Annotated in this window: 19 protein-coding genes and 1 pseudogene; 7 read left to right on the top strand and 13 right to left on the bottom strand. The window is 62.0% G+C overall.

Going from position 1 to position 18,571, the window contains the following annotated elements:
• Positions 1–21 precede the first annotated feature (21 nt).
• Entirely contained in the window at positions 22–1,062 is a 1,041-nt protein-coding gene (locus QCE49_RS16325) for a VPS10 domain-containing protein (RefSeq protein ID WP_250456906.1), read from the bottom strand.
• 392 nt (positions 1,063–1,454) lie between these two features.
• Here QCE49_RS16325 and QCE49_RS34555 point away from each other — a divergent pair, with 392 nt between their 5' ends.
• Positions 1,455–1,796: a carboxylesterase family protein gene (locus QCE49_RS34555; RefSeq protein ID WP_350029141.1), complete on the top strand. Its 342-nt coding sequence runs from the start codon at positions 1,455–1,457 to the stop codon at positions 1,794–1,796.
• Positions 1,797–1,893: 97 nt separating this feature from the next.
• On the opposite strand, the gene QCE49_RS16320 is transcribed toward QCE49_RS34555, so the two are convergent.
• From QCE49_RS16320 to QCE49_RS16270, 11 genes and pseudogenes are all read right to left on the bottom strand, one after another.
• Complete coding sequence (locus tag QCE49_RS16320) at positions 1,894–3,156, bottom strand: MFS transporter (protein ID WP_250456905.1); 1,263 nt, start codon at positions 3,154–3,156, stop codon at positions 1,894–1,896.
• Between the two features lie 49 nt (positions 3,157–3,205).
• Positions 3,206–3,580 (bottom strand): annotated as a pseudogene (locus tag QCE49_RS16315) (enolase C-terminal domain-like protein); the annotation flags it as partial.
• A gap of 15 nt (positions 3,581–3,595) precedes the next feature.
• A complete protein-coding gene (locus QCE49_RS16310) occupies positions 3,596–3,760 on the bottom strand; it encodes a hypothetical protein (protein WP_250456903.1) in 165 nt (54 codons plus the stop codon).
• Positions 3,761–4,019: 259 nt separating this feature from the next.
• Positions 4,020–5,024, bottom strand: a complete 1,005-nt coding sequence (locus QCE49_RS16305) for an ABC transporter permease (RefSeq protein WP_250456902.1) — start codon at positions 5,022–5,024, stop codon at positions 4,020–4,022.
• A 2-nt stretch (positions 5,025–5,026) separates the two neighbouring features.
• Entirely contained in the window at positions 5,027–6,034 is a 1,008-nt protein-coding gene (locus QCE49_RS16300; protein WP_250456901.1) for an ABC transporter permease, read from the bottom strand.
• Positions 6,031–7,563 (bottom strand): sugar ABC transporter ATP-binding protein, encoded by a 1,533-nt coding sequence (locus tag QCE49_RS16295; protein ID WP_250456900.1) that lies wholly within the window; start codon positions 7,561–7,563, stop codon positions 6,031–6,033. Before QCE49_RS16295 ends, QCE49_RS16300 begins: the two co-directional genes overlap by 4 nt.
• A 44-nt stretch (positions 7,564–7,607) precedes the next feature.
• On the bottom strand, positions 7,608–8,624 hold the full coding sequence (locus QCE49_RS16290; protein WP_250456899.1) for a substrate-binding domain-containing protein: 1,017 nt from the start codon (positions 8,622–8,624) through the stop codon (positions 7,608–7,610).
• Positions 8,625–8,661: 37 nt separating this feature from the next.
• The gene (locus tag QCE49_RS16285) at positions 8,662–9,456 is read right to left on the bottom strand and encodes an SDR family NAD(P)-dependent oxidoreductase (protein WP_250456898.1); all 795 of its coding nucleotides are present in this window, start codon (positions 9,454–9,456) and stop codon (positions 8,662–8,664) included.
• A complete protein-coding gene (locus QCE49_RS16280; RefSeq protein WP_250456897.1) occupies positions 9,453–10,622 on the bottom strand; it encodes a mandelate racemase/muconate lactonizing enzyme family protein in 1,170 nt (389 codons plus the stop codon). The genes QCE49_RS16285 and QCE49_RS16280 overlap by 4 nt, the downstream gene beginning before the upstream one ends.
• Before the next feature lie 24 nt (positions 10,623–10,646).
• The gene (locus QCE49_RS16275) at positions 10,647–11,321 is read right to left on the bottom strand and encodes a GntR family transcriptional regulator (RefSeq protein ID WP_250437215.1); all 675 of its coding nucleotides are present in this window, start codon (positions 11,319–11,321) and stop codon (positions 10,647–10,649) included.
• Positions 11,322–11,378: 57 nt separating this feature from the next.
• Complete coding sequence (locus QCE49_RS16270; protein ID WP_250456896.1) at positions 11,379–12,257, bottom strand: SMP-30/gluconolactonase/LRE family protein; 879 nt, start codon at positions 12,255–12,257, stop codon at positions 11,379–11,381.
• 277 nt (positions 12,258–12,534) lie between these two features.
• Between QCE49_RS16270 and QCE49_RS16265 the strand changes: the two genes are divergently transcribed.
• On the top strand, positions 12,535–13,512 hold the full coding sequence (locus QCE49_RS16265; RefSeq protein WP_309806168.1) for an L-dopachrome tautomerase-related protein: 978 nt from the start codon (positions 12,535–12,537) through the stop codon (positions 13,510–13,512).
• Positions 13,513–13,541: 29 nt separating this feature from the next.
• Here QCE49_RS16265 and QCE49_RS16260 read toward each other — a convergent pair whose 3' ends face one another.
• A complete protein-coding gene (locus QCE49_RS16260) occupies positions 13,542–14,450 on the bottom strand; it encodes a LysR family transcriptional regulator (protein ID WP_250456894.1) in 909 nt (302 codons plus the stop codon).
• 86 nt (positions 14,451–14,536) lie between these two features.
• On the opposite strand from QCE49_RS16260, the gene QCE49_RS16255 reads away from it, so the two are divergent.
• From QCE49_RS16255 to QCE49_RS16235, 5 genes are all read left to right on the top strand, one after another.
• Positions 14,537–15,049, top strand: coding sequence for an SRPBCC domain-containing protein (locus QCE49_RS16255; RefSeq protein ID WP_250456893.1), 513 nt, complete (start codon positions 14,537–14,539; stop codon positions 15,047–15,049).
• A 16-nt stretch (positions 15,050–15,065) separates the two neighbouring features.
• Positions 15,066–15,749: a type 1 glutamine amidotransferase domain-containing protein gene (locus tag QCE49_RS16250; protein ID WP_250456892.1), complete on the top strand. Its 684-nt coding sequence runs from the start codon at positions 15,066–15,068 to the stop codon at positions 15,747–15,749.
• A 130-nt stretch (positions 15,750–15,879) separates the two neighbouring features.
• Entirely contained in the window at positions 15,880–16,380 is a 501-nt protein-coding gene (locus QCE49_RS16245; RefSeq protein WP_250437205.1) for a lactoylglutathione lyase family protein, read from the top strand.
• The gene (locus QCE49_RS16240; RefSeq protein WP_250456891.1) at positions 16,380–17,393 is read left to right on the top strand and encodes an alcohol dehydrogenase catalytic domain-containing protein; all 1,014 of its coding nucleotides are present in this window, start codon (positions 16,380–16,382) and stop codon (positions 17,391–17,393) included. The genes QCE49_RS16245 and QCE49_RS16240 overlap by 1 nt, the downstream gene beginning before the upstream one ends.
• A 32-nt stretch (positions 17,394–17,425) precedes the next feature.
• Complete coding sequence (locus tag QCE49_RS16235; RefSeq protein ID WP_250456890.1) at positions 17,426–18,544, top strand: NADH:flavin oxidoreductase/NADH oxidase; 1,119 nt, start codon at positions 17,426–17,428, stop codon at positions 18,542–18,544.
• The last annotated feature ends 27 nt before the right edge of the window (positions 18,545–18,571 follow it).

The following is an 18,571-nucleotide window of genomic DNA, read 5'->3' as shown; positions in this document are numbered from 1 at the left end:
GTCTGACCTGCCTCCTCTCGCTTAGAGAATCGCGCCGCAGAACGCGTCGCCGGCTTGTTGAGGAAGGCGCTTCTCGGTCCAGTTCGACCCGCCGTCGAGCGTATAGAAGACCTGTCCGCCGCGCGTCACGGTGACGATGCCGTCCGGGTCCGTCGAATGCACGCCAAAGCCCAGCATCGTGCTTTGCGGATCGACGGCGGCATCCGCGCGATACCACGTCTTGCCGAGATCGTCGCTTCCGTAGAGCGCACCCGCGTTGCTGCGCGACGAGATGCTAAAGCACGCGTACATCTTCTCGGGCATGCCCGCTACAAAGCGGCAATCGCGCGTATAAGCGAACGGCGCGAATTTGCCGACTTCGATGTCCCTGAAGGTTTTGCCCTTGTCGCGGCTCTCGAAGATGCCGAGCCGGCAGATGTAGAAGAGCGCGTCGGGATCGGCGGGCGTCGTCACGACGGAGTGCGCGTCGAACATGCCTTCGGCGTCGTCGTCGGTTTCGATCTTGCTCTTGAGGTGCGCATGCTTCGAAAGCGCGATCAGGCCGTCGTTTTCGCCACGCCACGAGAGACCACCGTCCTCACTCAGCAGGAAGCCGTTGATCTCGCTGACGGCGTACATCACGTTGGCGTCGGTCGGGTGGAATGCAATGCGCATCACGCGCGACGCCCCGAACGAAATCTTGAAGCGCTCGGGATAATCCGCATTGCATTTCGTCCAGGTATCGCCGCCATCGTTGCTACGATAGAACGCGACCGGCGCAGTGCCCGCGAACAATGTCTGCGGGTCGTGCGGGCTGACGACGACACACCAGAACTGCTTGTTTTCGGCGGTGACGTTCAAGCGCGCCCATGACTGGCCGCCGTTGGTCGAGCGATAAACGCCCTTACGTGTGGCTGCGAAGAGCAGATTCTCCTGTTCGGGATGCGGCGTGATCGCCTGCACGGACGCGTCGTGAGGAATACCGTCCGCGGTTTCCCATTCGCCGCCGGGACGCAGCGTGAACATCGTGCCAAGTGCGTCGGGGCGCGTAGCCGCCGTGCCGACGAGCATCAGGTTCTTCATTCGAGTCTCCAATCTCTGTTATTCCGGTGTCCACGCGGACTGCACGACGCGGGACCTCGAGTTGCGTGAAACTTGCCTTTCGCGGCAGTTCAGCGAGTGATCGGAGACCAGTGTAGGCGGGGCGAACTACGCCTTGTTATTCAAAAACAGCCTTGGCGATAGATTTTTGCTTAGGCGAAATCACGCCCGTCCGAAGCGTCGGGTCCCTTGATGGGCGCCGTCTTCCTCTTAAGTACGAATCGGCTTTTTGGCGAGACTTCTTGCCGCCACGTCATTTCTGATAGCAGCTAGACAAGGCGGCACTTGGAGGGAAACCGTCTGAATTCAAGGATGCTGTACGGCCCGGCGGCTCGCGCCCACACATATGACCTCCGTCGGGCAGGCCATCGAATATGAAGGCGCCAATGGCACCAGGGCTGGCATCCGCAATCGCAGCACGAGCATGTTCATCAGGGTTTTACAACAGCGAAGCGCCCGTTGTACCGAAAAGCAATAGGGGCACCGCGAAGTCCCCGGCCGCCCGGCGACCCTGGCGCGTTCTTCAAGGGCAGCCCTTTTCGAGCAGCCCCACGAACTCCCTGCGCTGGACGCCGCCGCAGCCTGCGCAGCCGTGGCAAGGCACCAAGGTGGCGACTGCTTCCCAAAGTTCATGCGTCTGCACCGGCGCAGCGATGCGCGCACCCACCCGTTCTATGGTCCGCTGTCGCCCGCCAGTTGCCGTGACGCAATCGTGACTTTTAATGTGCTGCTTTCCTGGTCGATGTCGGGCGCGACGTTCACCGCAAGACACTGATAGCAGGATGGATCGGCACGCTGCGCGCCGGTCCATGCTCAGTTTGCTTCTCGAGTTCCGTGCGCGAAGCGAGCTGCCTGATCGCGATGCAATCGCGACTTCTGCACGCGTCCATACGCCAGCAACGAAATGCCGCCGAGTATCACGAGCGCGCCGAGTACCACGAAGCCCGACATGTACGAGCCCGTCGAACGATAGAGCAGTCCGACCAGAAATCCCGCGATCGTCCCGCCGCCACCCGCGCCGATGCCATTGATGATGCCCGATGCCGGGCCGATCGCCTGTGGCTCGATGGACGATTGCACGATCGACCAAATGTTCGGCGTATAGCTGCTCGCATAAAGGCCCAGCGCTACGGTAATGAGCCCGAGCTTCGCATAACCGCTCGACACCATCGGCAGAAGCATCATCAGCACGCCGGGAATCAGCAGGCCGAGCGCAGCGATCAGTACCCGCTTACCGGTGCGGTCGCTGATGCGCGACATCGGCAAGGCGAGCAACACTGCAGCTATATACGGCAGCGAACTCGCGAACGCCTGCGACATGCCCGTGAAGCCCACCGACTGCACCGCGAGCGGGATCCACAACGTGACGCCCCAGAACAGCATGCCTTGCGTCACATAGCTTAGAAGCAGCAGCAGAAACGGCGCACCACCGAGCGACGCGAATGTGAGCTTGCCCGCCGCGGCCGATTGCGCGGGCGGCGTGCGATACGGCGCTTCGAATTCGGGCTTCAGCTTCGCCATGTAGAGCGGCACGACGATGACCAGGCCGATGCCGCCCATCAGGAAGAACATCGAACGCCAGCCGAACGCATGATAGATCGGCGTCAGCACGATGAAACCGAATGCCAGCGCGAGATATTGTCCATAATACTGAATGATCGCGTTCGCCTTTGTGCGTTCGTCTGGTGCGAACCACGCCTTCGCGAAGCGCGATTGTTGCGGCCAGTATATGCCTTCAGCCACGCCGAGAATCAGCCGGCAAGCGAGCAGCACGACGAGCGAGCTCGTGAAGCCGACATACACCGTCGCGGCGGACCATAACGCGAAAGTCCAGATGACGACGGGCTTCGGATCGAACCGACGCGTGAGGATGCCGCCGAGCACGTTCGCGAGCGCATAGCCCACGAGAAAGATCGTCAGCGCAAGACTTGCGGTTACAGCGAAGCGCTCCCCCGCGAAGCCCATCTCCTGCGCGACGGATTGCAGTCCCACGGACAATGTCGTGCGGTCCAGATAAGCCACGCACAGCCCGAGCATCAGCGAGCCGCCTATGCTCCACCATTTCGATTGCGTCATCGTTATCTCCTTCTATATTGTGTTTATTGATCGTGCAGTACTGCCCGCTTCATTGCGCGGCGAAACGCGCAAGTGCGTGCCTGTCGACTTCGATGCCGAGTCCCGGCCCGTCCGGAATGCGCACGACGCCGTTCATGTGCTCGATCGGCTTCTTTAGTAAGGTGCGGCGAATCGGGTGTTCGGTTCGATCGAATTCGAGCATCGACTCGATGGGCGCAAGCGACGTGGGCGTTTGTGTCGGCAGCACGGCGAGCGGTTGCAGCGCTGCCGCCATCGCAATGCCCGTACCCCCACACGTGCGGGTTGTAGTGGACGCTGAAAGCCTGCGCCATGTCGGCAAACTTCTTGCACTCGGACAGACCGCGCGCCGCGCAGGTGTCGGCTGCACGATGTCGAGCGCTCGTGCGATCAGCATGTCGCGAAAGCCGAGGCGCGTGAATTAGCACTCGCCGCCCGCGACCGGAATCGATAGCGCGCGCTTCACTTGCACATGCCCTTCGCGATCCTCGGGCGGGACCGGTTCCTCGGACCAGCCGAACAACGCGAAGGCCCCGATGACCAGCGACTTCGGATCGAACCTGTGCGTCAGAACGCTGCCCGGCACGTTCCACCGGATACCCCACTAGAGATGGTTGTGCGCCAGGTCTTCCTTCACCGCGAAGAGCTCGCCGGCGAATCCCCGCTCCTACGCGATCAATTGCAGGCCAACCCGAAGCGTAGTTCGATCGAGATAGGCGACGCGCATTACCAGCGTCAGCGATCCGCCGTTCCCCCACCATCTAGAGTTCGTCATGTCCGCCTCCGCCTTTTCCACGTGTGGTGCCCATTAGCGCGACGTGCGGCGCACAGGCACAACCGTGACTTCACGCATCCGGATCCAGCCGCGCGTTGATCGCGATGGCGAGGATGATGACGACGCCGCTGATCGCATCTTGTATGTGCGGCGACACGAGCAGGATGTTCAGGAAGTTGCTCAAGGTCGCGAGGAACAACACGCCAACGAAGGCGTTGCGTATCGAACCCTTGCCCCCGGCGAGACTGATCCCCCCCACTACGACGGCCGCAATCGTTCCTAGCAGGAAGTTGTCGCCGGAGGTCGGCGCGACCGAACCCGTGCGCGCTAGAAACAGGAAACCGGCGAGTCCCGAGAGCAAACCCGAGAGTGTGTAAATGGCCACTGTCGTGCGCTCTACCGCGATGCCCGACAAACGCGCAGCGCGACTGTTGCCGCCCAGCGCATACAACACGACGCCGAGCTTGCTGCGCGCGAGCAGCACGCCGATCACCGCGGTCAGCACCAAAAAGATGTAGACCGGCACCGGCAGCGTGAAGATGCGCGTGGCTCCCAGGTCCGCGAAGAATGCGTCTGGGTTGTAGATCGGTGCTCCGCCCGTAAAGAGCATCGACACTCCGGAAAGTACCAAGGCCATGACGAGCGTCGCGATGAACGCGGGAATGCGCAGCACGACTACCATCAGCCCGTTGATTAGGCCCACTGCCGCCGCTCCGATCATCGCGATGGCGATGGCCGGCAGAAAGCCGACATACGGCAGGGCGTTGGACATGCTCATCTGCTGCTGCAACTCGGAACCGGCGCCGCCCATGAAAATGGCCGATGCCACCATCAGTGCGACGATCGACAGATCGATGCCTCCGGTGAGCATGACCAGTGCCTCGCCGAGCGCGAGCACGCCGATCACCGAACTCTGGAACAGAATGTTCGAGAGATTGCCGGGTTCCACCAGACGACCCCGTGAGACGGCCGTCCCCACGATTAGAAACAACGCAAACACGAAGACGATGGCGTTCTTGCGCACCACCGGCGAGCGCCACCACGGATCGTGTGCGGATTGAGCTAAGGTCGTCATGATCATCCCCTGTTGCCGAGCGTGCGGCGCTCTTGCCGTCCCTGCCGTAGCACGGAAAGCCCCACGGCGATCACAATGACCCCCGCGCGAATGATGCTCTGGTAATACGGATCAATCCCCGTGAGATTCATCACGTTGGCGATCAACTGATAGATGAGCACACCTGCCATCGCCTTGAGCAAGCGTCCTTCGCCGCCGAACAGACGCACTCCGCCAATGACGATGGCAGCGATCGAATCCAACTCCCAGCCGGCGCCGCCATTCGGTACGCCGCTGCTCGAACGGATGACCAGCGCGATGCCCGCCACGCCCGAGATAAGCCCAGCAATCGTGTACACGCCGAGTTTCAGCCGGTCGGATCGCACGCCCGCGAGACGCGCAGTCGTCTCGTTGCCCCCGACGGCGTAACAATGCAGACCCGACCGCGTTTGCGCGAGCCATACAGCGGCCACCGCCACGAGGACAAGCCACAGGAGCGTCGGCGGTGTAAGCAAACCGCCGCTGCTTCCGAGCGATTGAATCAGCGCGTTGCTGGTCAGCACGCTCTTCTCGCTGACGCTGAACGCGAGCCCGCGCGCGACGCCCATCATCGCGAGCGTGGCGATGAGGGGCTGCACGCGTCCGCGTACTACCGCTACACCGCTTGCCAATCCGCAAAGCGCGGACGTGAGCAGCGCCCCGCCGAGCGCCAGCACGATGTTCGTGTCCGCGTAACGCGCGAGTAGGATCGATGAAAGCGCCATGACGGCCGCGACGGAAAGATCGAAGCCGCCAGTCAGCACGACGATAAACTGTGCGACCGACAGAATCCCCAGTACCGCTGATTGCGTGAGCAGGTTGCCGATGTTCGATGCCGTTAGGAATTGCGGGCTCACCGCGCAGGCAAGCGCAATCAGGAGCAGCAGAATCAGGTAGACATCGTAGCGCGCGAGCACGCGCTTGACGTCGCGCCGCGCGGGCGCGTGATGCGACGAGACCGCCGCGTTCGATGAAGATGTGGCGTGACTCATGCGGCGGCCTCCACGTATGCGTTCGATCGGGGCACCGCGTGGCGCATTACCTCGACCTGTGTTGCGTGTTCGCCTTCGAGCACGGCGGCCGCGCGTCCTTCCGCCATCACGAGAATGCGATCGCTTAACGCGAGGAGTTCGAGCATGTCGGAGGACGCCATGATCACGGACATGCCTTCGGCCACGAGATTGCGTATGAGTTGATGGATCTCGAACTTCGCGTTGATGTCCACGCCGCGGCTCGGCTCGTCGAGCAGCAAAATGCGCGTATCGTTCGCGAGCCACTTGGCGAGCACCACTTTCTGCTGATTGCCGCCGGAGAGCGTACGCACGGCCTGCTGCAATGAAGGCGTCTTGATGTGCATGCTCTTCACAAGTTCCTCTGCGATCTGGCGCAAGCGGCCCCGGCGCATCATCGACAAACGCGATACGCGCTTAAGAATCGGGTAGGCGATATTGTCCTCTACCGAACGGCCAATCACGAGGCCGCTTTCGCGACGCTCTTCCGGCACGAGTCCGAGGCCTGCGCGAATCGCATCGCGCGGCGCGCCGAACGATACCACCCTGCCCTCTATCATGATCTCGCCTGAATCCGGCTTCGTGATGCCGAAGAGGCACTCGAGCAGCTCGCTGCGCCCCGCGCCGACCAGGCCGCCAAGACCGAGAATTTCGCCCTGGCGCAGGTCGAAACTCACGTTCTCGAACTGGCCTTCGACTGTCAGGTTGCGTGCCGCCAGGATGACCTGCGCGCCGGCTTTCGTCTCAGGCCGCGCAGGCATCGCGTCTTCCAACGGACGGCCGACCATTGCCTGAATCAAACTGGCCTCGCTTACGTCCTTCACGTCATGCGTCGCCACCCGCGTGCCGTCGCGCATGATCGTCACGCGATCGCCAATGGTGATGATCTCCTGCAACCGATGAGACACATACACGATTCCGATCCTCTGCCTCCTGAAGACATCCAGCAATTCGAACAAGTGGCCGATCTCGTTGTCCGTCAGTGACGCCGTAGGCTCATCGAGCACGATAATTCGGCTTTCGCGCGAGATCGCTTTGACAATCTGCACAAGTTGACGTTGCGCGGGGCCGAGATGGCGCACCGGCTCATCGATGGGAAAGCGCAGGTTGAAGCGCTCCATCAACTCCACGACGCGCGCCCGCATTGCCGCTCGATCCAACAGGCCGCCACGCTTCGCCAGCTCGTGACCGAGAAACACGTTCTCGGTCACGGTGAGCGGCAGCACAAGGTCAGTTTCTTGATAGATCACCGTGATGCCGAGTTCATGACTCAACACCGGGTCCAGCGCGGCGAATTCGCGTCCAGCCATCGACACGTGGCCGCCGTCGGGTCTTTCCGCGCCGGACATGACGCGCATGAGCGTGGATTTGCCGGCGCCGTTTTCGCCAATCAGGCAATGGATCTCCCCCGCGTGCAGATCGAAATCCACACCCTTGAGCGCCCGCACGCCCGGATACGACTTGACGATGCCCGACATGCGCAGCAGCGGGACCGTAATCTCGTGGTTCATGACAATAACGTTCCGTTAAGCGGAATGAGGCGGCATCATCGGCTTCAGCAGCAGCCGACGCCCATTGCCTTGAGTTCTTTCAGACGCTGCTCGATGAGCGCACGATGCTCTGGCGTATGTGCATCGAACTGCTTCTTGTCCGAGTACACGACGGGCGCGACGGGCTTGCCGGCTTGCGAGTCGTTGAAGACTTTCAACGCCAGGGCGCCGAAAGTCGGCGGAGTCTGCACGGTGTAGCTCGCCCAGCCGTCGAGGATCGCACGCAGGCCGTCGGCGGTGCCGTCCTTGCCCCACAAGTAGCCCTTCAGGTCGTCGCGATTCGCGGCCTTGATCGCGGTGAGGCCGCCGATCATTTCATCGTCGCTATCGAACACGATGCCGTCGATGGATCCTTTCGGAAAGGACTGCAGGAAGTCTTCCGTGCACTTGCGGCCGCCCTCGCGGCTATACCGACCATCGCACTTCGCGACGAACTTGATATCGGGATGTTTTGCGAAGACGCTGTCCAGTCCCTTCTGCTCTTCGAGTACCGGCGCCGCGCCCGTATTGCCCGTGACGTGCAGCAGTTTGCCTTGCGGCTTGCCGTTTTTCTTTGTCATCTGCGCGACGACGTCGTTGCCTACGCGCACGCCAGTGTCTTCATAGCTGATGGTCAAAAGCGAGATCCAGCCGTCCTTGCCCGGTTGCCCTGGCATCGCGCGGTCCGCGACGATGAGCGGAACCCCCGCCTTTTTTGCCATTCCGGGAACGGGCGCTGCGGGCTCATACTCGACAGGCTCCACGATCAGCACTTTGGGCTTGCGCGCGAGCAAATCCTGGATGTCGGAAAGCTGCTTGGCAGGGTCCCAATTCGCGTTGGTCCAAACGAAGTCGTATCCCGCTTCTTTCCAGCTCTTCTCCATGTCCTTTGTGTTGACGACTCGCCATTCGTTCTCCATGCCCGATTGCGACATTGCGACAAGTCCCTTGCTTGCGTCGGCCTGCATCGAGAAGATCAAACTGGCCGCGCCCAATGCGATCGACAACGCGACACGCGCGGCATTCATTTGTCGTACTAACATTTTTGCCTCCGTTGATTTGGTATTCTTAGTTCTCGATTCAGGTCATCAAAAATCCGCCGGTAACGTTCAGCGCCTGTCCCGTCATCGCGCTGGAATCGGGGCTGGCGAGGAACAGCATCGTGTTGGCGACTTCCTGCGGCGTGACGAAACGGTTCATGGGTGCGGCGCTTTCCCATTCGCGGCGAACCTGCGCGATGCTCTTGCCTTCCTTCTGCGCGTGGTGCGCCATCACGTCTTCAATGCGATCACCTTCTACCGGACCAGGACACACCGCATTGACGCGGATGCCGTGCTCCGCGTTTTCCAGCGCGAGCGTCTGCGTGAGCCCGAGCAGCGCCCATTTCGAGCAGACGTAATCCGCGCGCAGCGGTAATCCGCGCCGCGCAACGTTTGATGCGGTCGTCACAATCGTACCGCGCTTCGCCGCGATCATCAGCGGCAGCACGGCGCGTGTGACAAGCATCGTGCCGGTGAGGTTGATATCGAGTGTCTCGCGCCACTGCGCAAGCGGCATGTCCTTGACGAGGTTGTAATGGCCGTTGAAGCCTGCGTTGTTGACGAGCACGTCCACGCGCCCATCGAAAAATCGGGCGGCGGCGCTCACGCCTTCTTCGACGGCGTGTTCATCACGGACATCGCAATGAAATACCTGGCAGCGGCGTCCTTCTTTCTCGACCAGTTCGCGCGTCTGATCGGCTCGCTGAAAATCCAGCACGGCAATATCGGCGCCTTCCCGGGCGAAAGACGTCGCGATGACTTGCCCAAGTCCCGCCGCCGCGCCCGTGATGATCACACGCTGGTTGACAAATCGACTCACGAAGTCCTCCTTCATTGAACAGAGAAGCGCTGCAACGCGGCTTCGTTGACGGTTACACCAAGGCCCGGAGCATCCGGCACGGCGAGTTTCCCTTCCGCCAGCGCGAAGCGTTGATCGAGCAGGTCGTCGCGCAATGGATTGTGTTTGCGATCGAATTCGACGATCGGCTCGTTCTGCAGCTCGATTGGATTGGCCGTGTGCGGAATCGGCGGAATGGTGGCGATGGCCTGCAACGCCGCCGCGACCGCGATGCCCGAGCCCCATACGTGCGGAATCACGCCGACGCCGTGCGTGCTCGCGAACGCGAGAATCTGCTTGAATGCAGTGAAACCACCGCACACCGCGAGATCCGGTTGCGCGATATCGACGCAACCGCTACCAATCAGTTCGGCAAATCCATAACGCGTGAACTCGCATTCACCGCCCGCCACGGGAACGGGATTCTCAGCGCGCACGCGGCGATACCCCGCCTTGTCCTCCGGCACTACCGGTTCCTCGAAAAAGCGTACGTCAAGCGGTTCCATCATTCGGCCCATGCGGATCGCGGACGTCGCGTTGTATGCGTGGTTCGCATCGACCAGCATGCCGATATCCGGACCTACGGCTGCACGAATTACTCTCAGGCGTTCAATATCATCCTTCAGGCTCAGCAGACCGATTTTTACTTTGAGCATCTCAAAGCCCGCATCGGCGTAGCCGGACGCCTCTTCTTCGAGGCTGCGCAGCAGTTCGGGCAGACGGGTGAAATCCTGTGGGTAATAGCAGCCGGTCGCGTACGCGGGAACGGCGTCGCGGAAGCGTCCGCCGAGCATCTTCCACACCGGCAGCCCCGCGGATTGGCCCGCGATATCCCAGAGCGCGATATCAAGCGCGGAGATCGCCTCCACGTAAGTGCCCTTCTGCCCGAAATCGCGCGAGAAGTTGTACAGCTCCTCCCAGATGCGGACCGGCTCGGTCGGATCGCGGCCGATCAGTTTCGGTGCAAGCACGTGATCGATACACGCGGCGAGCGGTTCCGGCGGGCCATACTGCCCGCCTTCACCCCAACCAACAAGGCCAGTGTCGGTCTCGATGCGCACGAGATAACTATTGCGCTCAGGGAACGCGGCCTGCGACGAGTAGAACAGCTTGTCGCCGAGCGGCACGCGTAGCACGTAGGAACGAATTGTCCTGATCTTCATGTCGTGATTTGAGGTTGTCAGCGTTCAGTTTTCGGAGTTGAGGTCCGCGAGATCGATGTTGGCGCTCAAGCGGTCGCGCGAGTTTTCCAGATGCGCTCGCATGGCTCTCGCCGCGCCCTGCGCGTCGCGCAGGCACACGGCTTCAACGATGGCAATGTGCTCAGGCAACGCAATTTCGTATGCGCCCGTTAGCTTGTCGACGATGGCGCGTTGTGCCCAGCGAATGAGTTCCATATGTGATGACAGGGCTTTTTGCAGCCGCACATTGCCGCAGTGCACATGCGCGAGTTCATGAACTTTTCGGTCAGCCTGCGCGATCGGCTCCACGTCGCCTCTGTGTAGCGCCTCTGCGGCGCCCAGATAAGCGGCGCGAACCCGCTCGGCCTCCTCGGTAGGTACGGCGAGCGTTGCGCGTTCCACGGCCATACATTCGAGCGCGATGCGCAGGTCGAATATCTCGTTGACGGTTTGCTGGTCTAGCGGCGCGACATACACGCCCTTGCGTGCTTCGACGGTCACGAAGCCCTGAATTTCAAGCGAGCGCAGCGCGTCGCGAAAGGGCGTCGAACTGACTTTCCATGCGGTCTGAAAATCGCTGACGTTGATGCGCTGCCCCGGCCGCATCTTCCCGCCTATGATCTCTTCCTTCAGCGCGGTCTCCACCTGCTCGCTGAGCGATGCTCTGTCGAAAACCTTCATCTTGTTTAGCCTCGAATATGTCTGGTTTGCGCGTGCGGCGTTATCACATCCACGCGCTCAACCCTGAAAACGCGGACTCGGCAAACCTCGCACGCCCGGCCGCCACGCAAACAGACTGCCGGCGTACGGCTCCTTTTCGCGGGTCGCGGGATCGAGTGTGAACCACGCTGTCGTGATGTACATAATGTCGAGTTCAGGTCCACCGAAAACCATGCAGGTCGGGTTCGACACCGGCAATGCGACCTCGCGATCGACCGATCCGTCGGGTGCGTAACGCACTAGTTTGCCGCCGCCCCACTGCGCGTTCCACAGAAAGCCGTCTTCGTCGACGATTGAGCCATCCGGGGCGCCCGGCGTCGTGAGCTCGGCGAATATGCGACGGTTGGCGATCTTGCCGTCTGCATAGTCGAATGCATCGATGCGGCGCGTCGCCATGTCGGAGAAGTACAGCGTCCTGCCGCTCGGGCTCCAGCACAGGGAGTTGGCACAGGCGATGTCGGTCAACAGCGTGCGCACGCTTGAATCGGCGTCGAGCGCGTAGAGTGCGGCGTTGGCGCGTTGCGGCTGTTCCTCGCTCATCCCGCCGCAGAGGAAGCGGCCATCGGGCGCGACCCGGCCATCGTTGAGGCGCGTATGCGCGGCAGGATCGGGCAGCGAGGCAATCGGCACGGGTTGCGAGCTGTCCGCCTTAAGCGTAGCAAAGCCACTTTCAAGCGCGATCACCAGTCCGCCGCCCTCACGCAGCCCGATTGCGCCGATGCGCTCCGGCATTGTGCGGACGACAGGCGCCGACGCCGACACCTCCCACGACCAGATCTCACACGCGTGGATGTTGGTCCAGTGCAGAGTCTGCGTGCGCTCATCCCATACCGGGCTCTCGCCGAGTTGATTGCGGCAAGCCTGCACGACCTCGGGCGATCGGAAATTGAGTGACATCGACGCGCTTCGGTGAATTGATTGATGCATGATGCCTGATGCATCAGACTTCACGCATCAGAAAAAACCCGTACAATTTTTGCTCGACACCTCGAATACCAAGGCGATGCCTTTAATGAACCGTCGAATCTTTTTGGCAATGGCACTTGCGAGCAGCACAGGTCTCGCCCCACGAGTTCGCGCGGAACAGTGGCCTCTTGCGCTCGAGGTCGCCGTGCGCTCGCCGTGGATGGCGAATTAAGTTGCGCTGACGAGCTGCAATCTGCTGTTCCTCGGTTTGCCACGATATGCGCGTGAAATACCGACGCCGTCCATCGCACGCAGAGAAGCGAACGGCTCCCTTCAGCCCTTTCCCGGCAACGCATGGAACGCTTGGAAGCCAGGCGACGATGGCCGCGACGCGTTCGTCTATCTGAATTCCTTGCACGTCTTCTCGGACGACACCGTCTGGTGTGTCGATCAGGGTTCATTGAACGCGGCAGCCTTTCCATACGTCAATGAGACGCTCGACCGAGGTGCGCAAAAGCTGATCCGGCTCGACCCCCACTCAGGTCGCGTGCTCGATGTCCTGCGCTTCGACGACACCATCCTGCCCGCCGGCGCGCAACTTAACGACCTCCGCTTTCATGGTTCGACGATGTATCTGACCGACTCGGGTCTAGGCGGACTGATCGTGCATGAACTATCGAACGGCAAAACGCTACGACGGCTCTCCGGATATCCGCAGGTCAAGGCGTCCTCCATCGAGCCGCCGGCGATCGTCGCCCACGTGAAGGGCGGCGAGGTGTTTCATCCGCCCAACAGCGACTTGATCGAGATCACCGCGGACGGAAAGTGGCTCTACTGGGCGGCGCCGACCGGCCCGCTCTATCGCATCGAAACGCGTTTGCTGCGCGATGCGACTCTCACCGACGCGCAACTCTCCACGCACGTAGAACACGTCTTCGAAATCAGCTTCTCCGGCGGCTGCGCGATGGATTCACGGGGCAACATGTACTTCTCAGAAACGGCGACGCATCACATCACCGTGCTTTCGCCCGAAGGCAAGCGTGCGGTGCTGGCGTCGCATCCGACATTGATCCGGCCCGATGGCTCGTTCATCAGCCGCGATCGGCGGCTGTATATCCCGGTGAAACAGCCCGTCGCACGGCCGCACGGGCAAGCCAACGTGGCCGCGCCCTTCGTCACCTACTCGATTGTGCTGCCCGAGCTTTTCGACGGAATATCGCTCGGCGGTCCAGTCACGGGAAACTAGATGTCTGCCGCACCGCAACCCGCGCGCAATCAGTCCAGCCTCGCGCAGACCTCGGACAGCAGTTCGCGAATCCAACGATGCGCCGGTGATCGATGCGTACGTTCGTGCCACGCAGCCACCTTCGAAAAACCGGGCACCTCGACCGGTGCATCGATGATTACGAGTCCGTCGCCGGATTGCACTAACCTGCGCGGAACGACTGCGATCAGATCGCTGGATGCAAGGATGCGTGGCAATACGAGAAAGCTCGTCACCGACAGCGCGACGCGCCGAGCGTGGCCGAGCCGTTCAAGCACATCGTCGGTGACGCCGCGAAACACGCCTCCGTCGTGCGACACCAGCGCATGATCGAGTGCGCAGAAGCGCTTGAGCGACAGCGCGCGCCTTCGTGCATCCGGGTGATCGCTGCGCATCACGCAAACATAGCGCTCGTTGAAGAGCGTACGCGCATGCAGATCGGCGGGCGTGGTTTCAGGTGTGACGAGCGCGAGGTCCAGTTCGCCGCGCTCGAACTGCGCGTGCAAGGTTTGATTGCGCACCGGCACGACCGCCACGCGCACGCCCGGCGCGAGCGCCCGCAATCGCGCGAGCAACGGCACGATCACCACTTGCAACGCGTAATCCGTTGCTGCGATGGTGATTGTCACGTCCGCTGTCGATGGCTCGAACGCCTGCGGGCGCAACATCGCTTCGATTTCGCCCAGCACCTGCTTGAGCGGCCCGACAAGTTCCAGCGCACGGGCAGTCGGCACGATGCCACGCTGCGTGCGCACGAACAGCGGATCGTCGAAGCTCTCGCGCAGGCGCGTGAGCATGCCGCTCACGGCGGGCTGTGTCAGCGACAAACGCCGCGCGGCCTTCGTGACGTTGCGCTCGTCGAGCAGCGCATCGAGCGCGCGCAACAGATTCAGATCGACGGTTTTGATATCAGTCTGCATGATGACTGTAATCATTACATGCGATTGGATTTATTGCAGCCCCACGCGCATCATTTGTTTCGTCAAATAACGAACGCCAAACTCCCATGCACGACATCATCTGGCCGCAAGGCTACCTTCCAGGTCTTTCGGACAATTTTGCGTCGAACGAGGTCATCGTCGCGGGCTTGTCTGTCTCCGATGTCTGGCCGATGCTTGACGACACGACTCAGTGGCCGAGGTACTACAGCAACTGCGCCGACATCCGGTTTCACGATGCCAACGGTCCGCGACTTGCTGCCGGCGCACGCTTTCGCTTTACGACTTTCGGATTTCCCGTCGAAGCGGAAGTGACCGAATATGTGCCACCCGTCGAAGGCCAGCCCGCACGCGTGGCATGGCACGGTTGGGTGGAAGGCGATGCCCAATCCCGTCTGGATGTGCATCACGCATGGTTGCTCGAAGACCTTCCGCAAGGACGCATGCGCGTGCTCACGCAGGAAACGCAGAACGGCGCGCCGGCAAAGGCGCTTGCCACCACGCGACCCAATCCCATGATCAACGGTCATCAAGAATGGCTCGACGGAATGATCGCGGCCGCGCGCGCGGCCCGTTCTTAAGGAGACGACGATGATCGTGAAGAAGATTCTAATGGTCGTGACGTCGCACGCAACGATGGGCGAAAGCGGGCGCTCTACTGGCGTGTGGTTCGAAGAACTTTCCACGCCTTACTACGTGTTCAAGGACGCCGGCCTTGATGTCGAGATTGCTTCGATTAAAGGCGGTCCGGTTCCGTTCGATCCTCATTCGATCGAAGCCGGGGAGGCGCGTCCGGCAAGCGTGACCCGCTTCATGAACGATCCCGAAGCGATGCAAAAGGCACAAGCCTCAATGAAGCTCGATGCCGCCGATGCGTCCAACTACGCAGCCATTTTCCTCCCGGGAGGTCACGGAACGATGTGGGACCTGCCCGCGAGCGCGACGCTCGCGCACCTGTTGTCCGATGCGTGGGCGAAAGAGAAAGTGCTTGCCGCCGTCTGCCATGGCCCGGCGGGTCTCGTGAACGTCAAGGACGCAAACGGCACACCGCTCGTCGCAGGACGCGAGGCGACGGGTTTTAGCAACAGCGAGGAAGAAGCAGCGGGCCTTACACAAAGCGTGCCGTTCCTCCTCGAAGATCGCCTGCGCGAACTCGGTGCGCTTTATCGCAAAGCGCCGGACTTTCACGCACACGCGATTCGCGATGGCCGCCTCGTCACCGGCCAGAATCCGGCTTCGTCCGAAGAGGCCGCGCGTCTGACCTTGCAGGCGATCGTCTGAAGGTCGTCCACTGCAATCAGCGGCATGACGCTGCTCGCTGCGGTCTTGAAGCCGATCGCCAATCGATTGATTCGCGATCGGCGCTTGCGTTTTAGCTTCGCCCCCCGCTAACCCAAAGGATTAACGAAACATGTCCACACCCTATCCGCGCGCCTTCTCGCATATCGGTCTTTCGGTGACCGATCTGGATGCCGCTGTCAAGTTCTATACCGACATCATGGGCTGGTATCTCATCATGCCCCCGACGACCATCAACGAAGACGACAGCGCGATCGGCGTCATGTGCACCGATGTGTTCGGCGCGGGCTGGGAGTCGTTTCGCATCGCGCATCTCTCGACAGGCGATCGCATCGGCGTCGAGATCTTTCAGTTCAAGAATGCGCAGAAGCCCGAGAACAACTTCGAATACTGGAAGACGGGCGTATTTCATTTCTGCGTGCAAGACCCGGACGTGGAAGGGCTCGCGGCGAAGATCGTCGCGGCGGGCGGCAAGCAGCGCATGCCGGTGCGTGAATATTTTCCCGGCGAGAAGCCGTATCGCATGGTCTACATGGAAGATCCGTTCGGCAATATCGTCGAGATTTACAGCCATAGTTACGAGTTGACGTACTCCGCCGGCGCGTACCGCTGATGCATACGCCGACACCGGCGCACGATGCGCCTCCGCCCTCGTGGCCCGCGTGGACATTCACTGGCAGCGACGATCCGAGGGCTCTCGCCCTGAACCGCATCGACGCGCCGCCGCTCGAACGCGGACACGTTCTCGTGCGCAACGCGGCTATCGGGCTGAATCCGGTCGACTGGAAAGTGCTCGGCGGCGATCTCGTCCACTGGCAACTGGGCAAAGTGCCGGGTGTGGATGGCGCGGGGGTGGTCGTGGCGGTCGGCGGCGATGTCGAACGCGGATGGCTCGGCAAGCGCGTCGCCTATCACACGAGTCTCGCGACGCCCGGCAGTTTCGCGCATTGCACGCCAGTCGCGGCACGCGCGCTGCTGATGGTTCCGCCGGAGATCAACCTCGCCACGGCCGCGAGCATGCCGTGCCCCGCGCTCACGGCGTGGCTCGCGCTCGACAAGTTGCCAACGCGTGCCGGGGCGCACGTGTTGATCAGCGGCGCGGGCGGCGCGGTCGGCCACTACGCGCTGCAACTCGCGGTGCTTCGCGGCTTCGATGTCAGCGTGATGTGTCATCCGCGGCATTGGGATCGTCTGCGCGCGCTCGGTGCGCGCATGTGTTTCGAAGGCCCGCTCGACGATGCATCGCTGTGGTCGCACGATCACGCAGGCGAATTCTTCGCCGTGGTCGACAGCGTGAGCGGGCCGCACGCGGCGCGTCTCGCACCCTCGCTCGGCGCGAGCGGGCATCTCGTCTGCATTCAGGACCGCGCCGATGCCTGGCCCTGCGCGCCCTTCGGCCGCACGCTCTCGTTGCACGAAGTCGCGCTCGGCGCGCTGCACGTTCATGGCGACGACCGCGACTGGGCGCGCCTCGTCGATGCCGGCGAGCAGATTCTCGGCCTCGTCGCGAGCGGACGTTTCATCGCAGAAGACATATTGAGCGCGCCGTTCGATGCCTTGCCACAGCAACTCGATGCGTTGAGGCATCGCGCGTTCTCGGGCAAGCCAGTCGTGTCGATCGAGTGAACGCGGTTTCTTTCCTTTTTCGAGAGGTTTCAATGTCAGCGCTTTTCAGCCCTTTCACACTGAAGGACATCACCCTGCGCAACCGGATCGCCGTCCCGCCGATGTGCCAGTACAGCGCGGTCGATGGCGTCACCGACGACTGGCACGACGTCCATTACGCGGGCCTAGCGCGCGGCGGCGCGGGCCTCGTGATCGTCGAGGCCACCGCGGTTTCGCCGGAAGGCCGCATCACGCCCTCGTGCACGGGTTTATGGAACAACACGCAGGCGCAGGGCATGGCGCGCATTGCCGCATCCATCAAGAAAGCGGACGCGGTGCCCGGCATCCAAATCGGCCACGCGGGATGGAAAGGCAGCGCGAATCGTCCGTGGGACGGCGACGATCACATCTCGAACAGTGACGCGCGCGGCTGGCAGACGATATCGCCATCGGCCATCGCGTTCGGCGGCAAGCTCGACAAGGTGCCTTCCGAAATGACGCTAGACGATATCGCGCGCGTGCAGCGCGACTTCGTGGCCGCCGCCGTCCGCGCCCGCGATGCCGGTTTCGAATGGCTCGAACTTCACTTCGCGCACGGCTATCTCGCCCAAAGCTTCTTTTCGGTGCACGCAAACCGTCGCACGGATCGATACGGCGGCGATGCCGAAGGACGCGGACGCTTTCTCATCGAAACGCTGCGTGCGGTGCGCGAAGTGTGGCCCGAGCGCCTGCCGCTGACCGCGCGCTTAGGCGTGATCGAATTCGATGGCCGCGACGAGCAAACGCTCGCGGAATCGATTGAACTCGTGCGGCGCATGAAGCATGACGGCCTCGACCTGCTCAACGTCAGCATGGGCTTCTCGACGATGCAGGCGAAGGTGCCGTGGTCGTCGGCGTTCATGGCGCCGATCGCCGCGCGCGTGCGCGATGAAGCGCAAATTGCGGTGGCGACGGCGTGGGGCATGGACGATCCGGCTGACGCGGAGCGCGCCATCGCCGCGCATCAGCTCGATATCGCGATGATGGGACGCGCGCATCTGGCCGATCCGCATTACCCGTTCCGCGCGGCGCGGGAGTTAAACGTGCCCCGGTCGTCGTCGCTGTTGCCCGCGCAATATGCGTATTGGCTGGCGCGCTATCCGGGTCCGCAAAACGGCGATCCGGTGGACTGATCCTTCTTCTCCGCAACTTTCGACCGA

The sequence above is a fragment of the Caballeronia sp. LZ008 genome (assembly GCF_031451435.1).
GTDB lineage: Bacteria > Pseudomonadota > Gammaproteobacteria > Burkholderiales > Burkholderiaceae > Caballeronia > Caballeronia zhejiangensis.
Note: the sequence above shows the minus strand (reverse complement) of the source record. Positions and strands in the feature narration are given on the sequence as shown.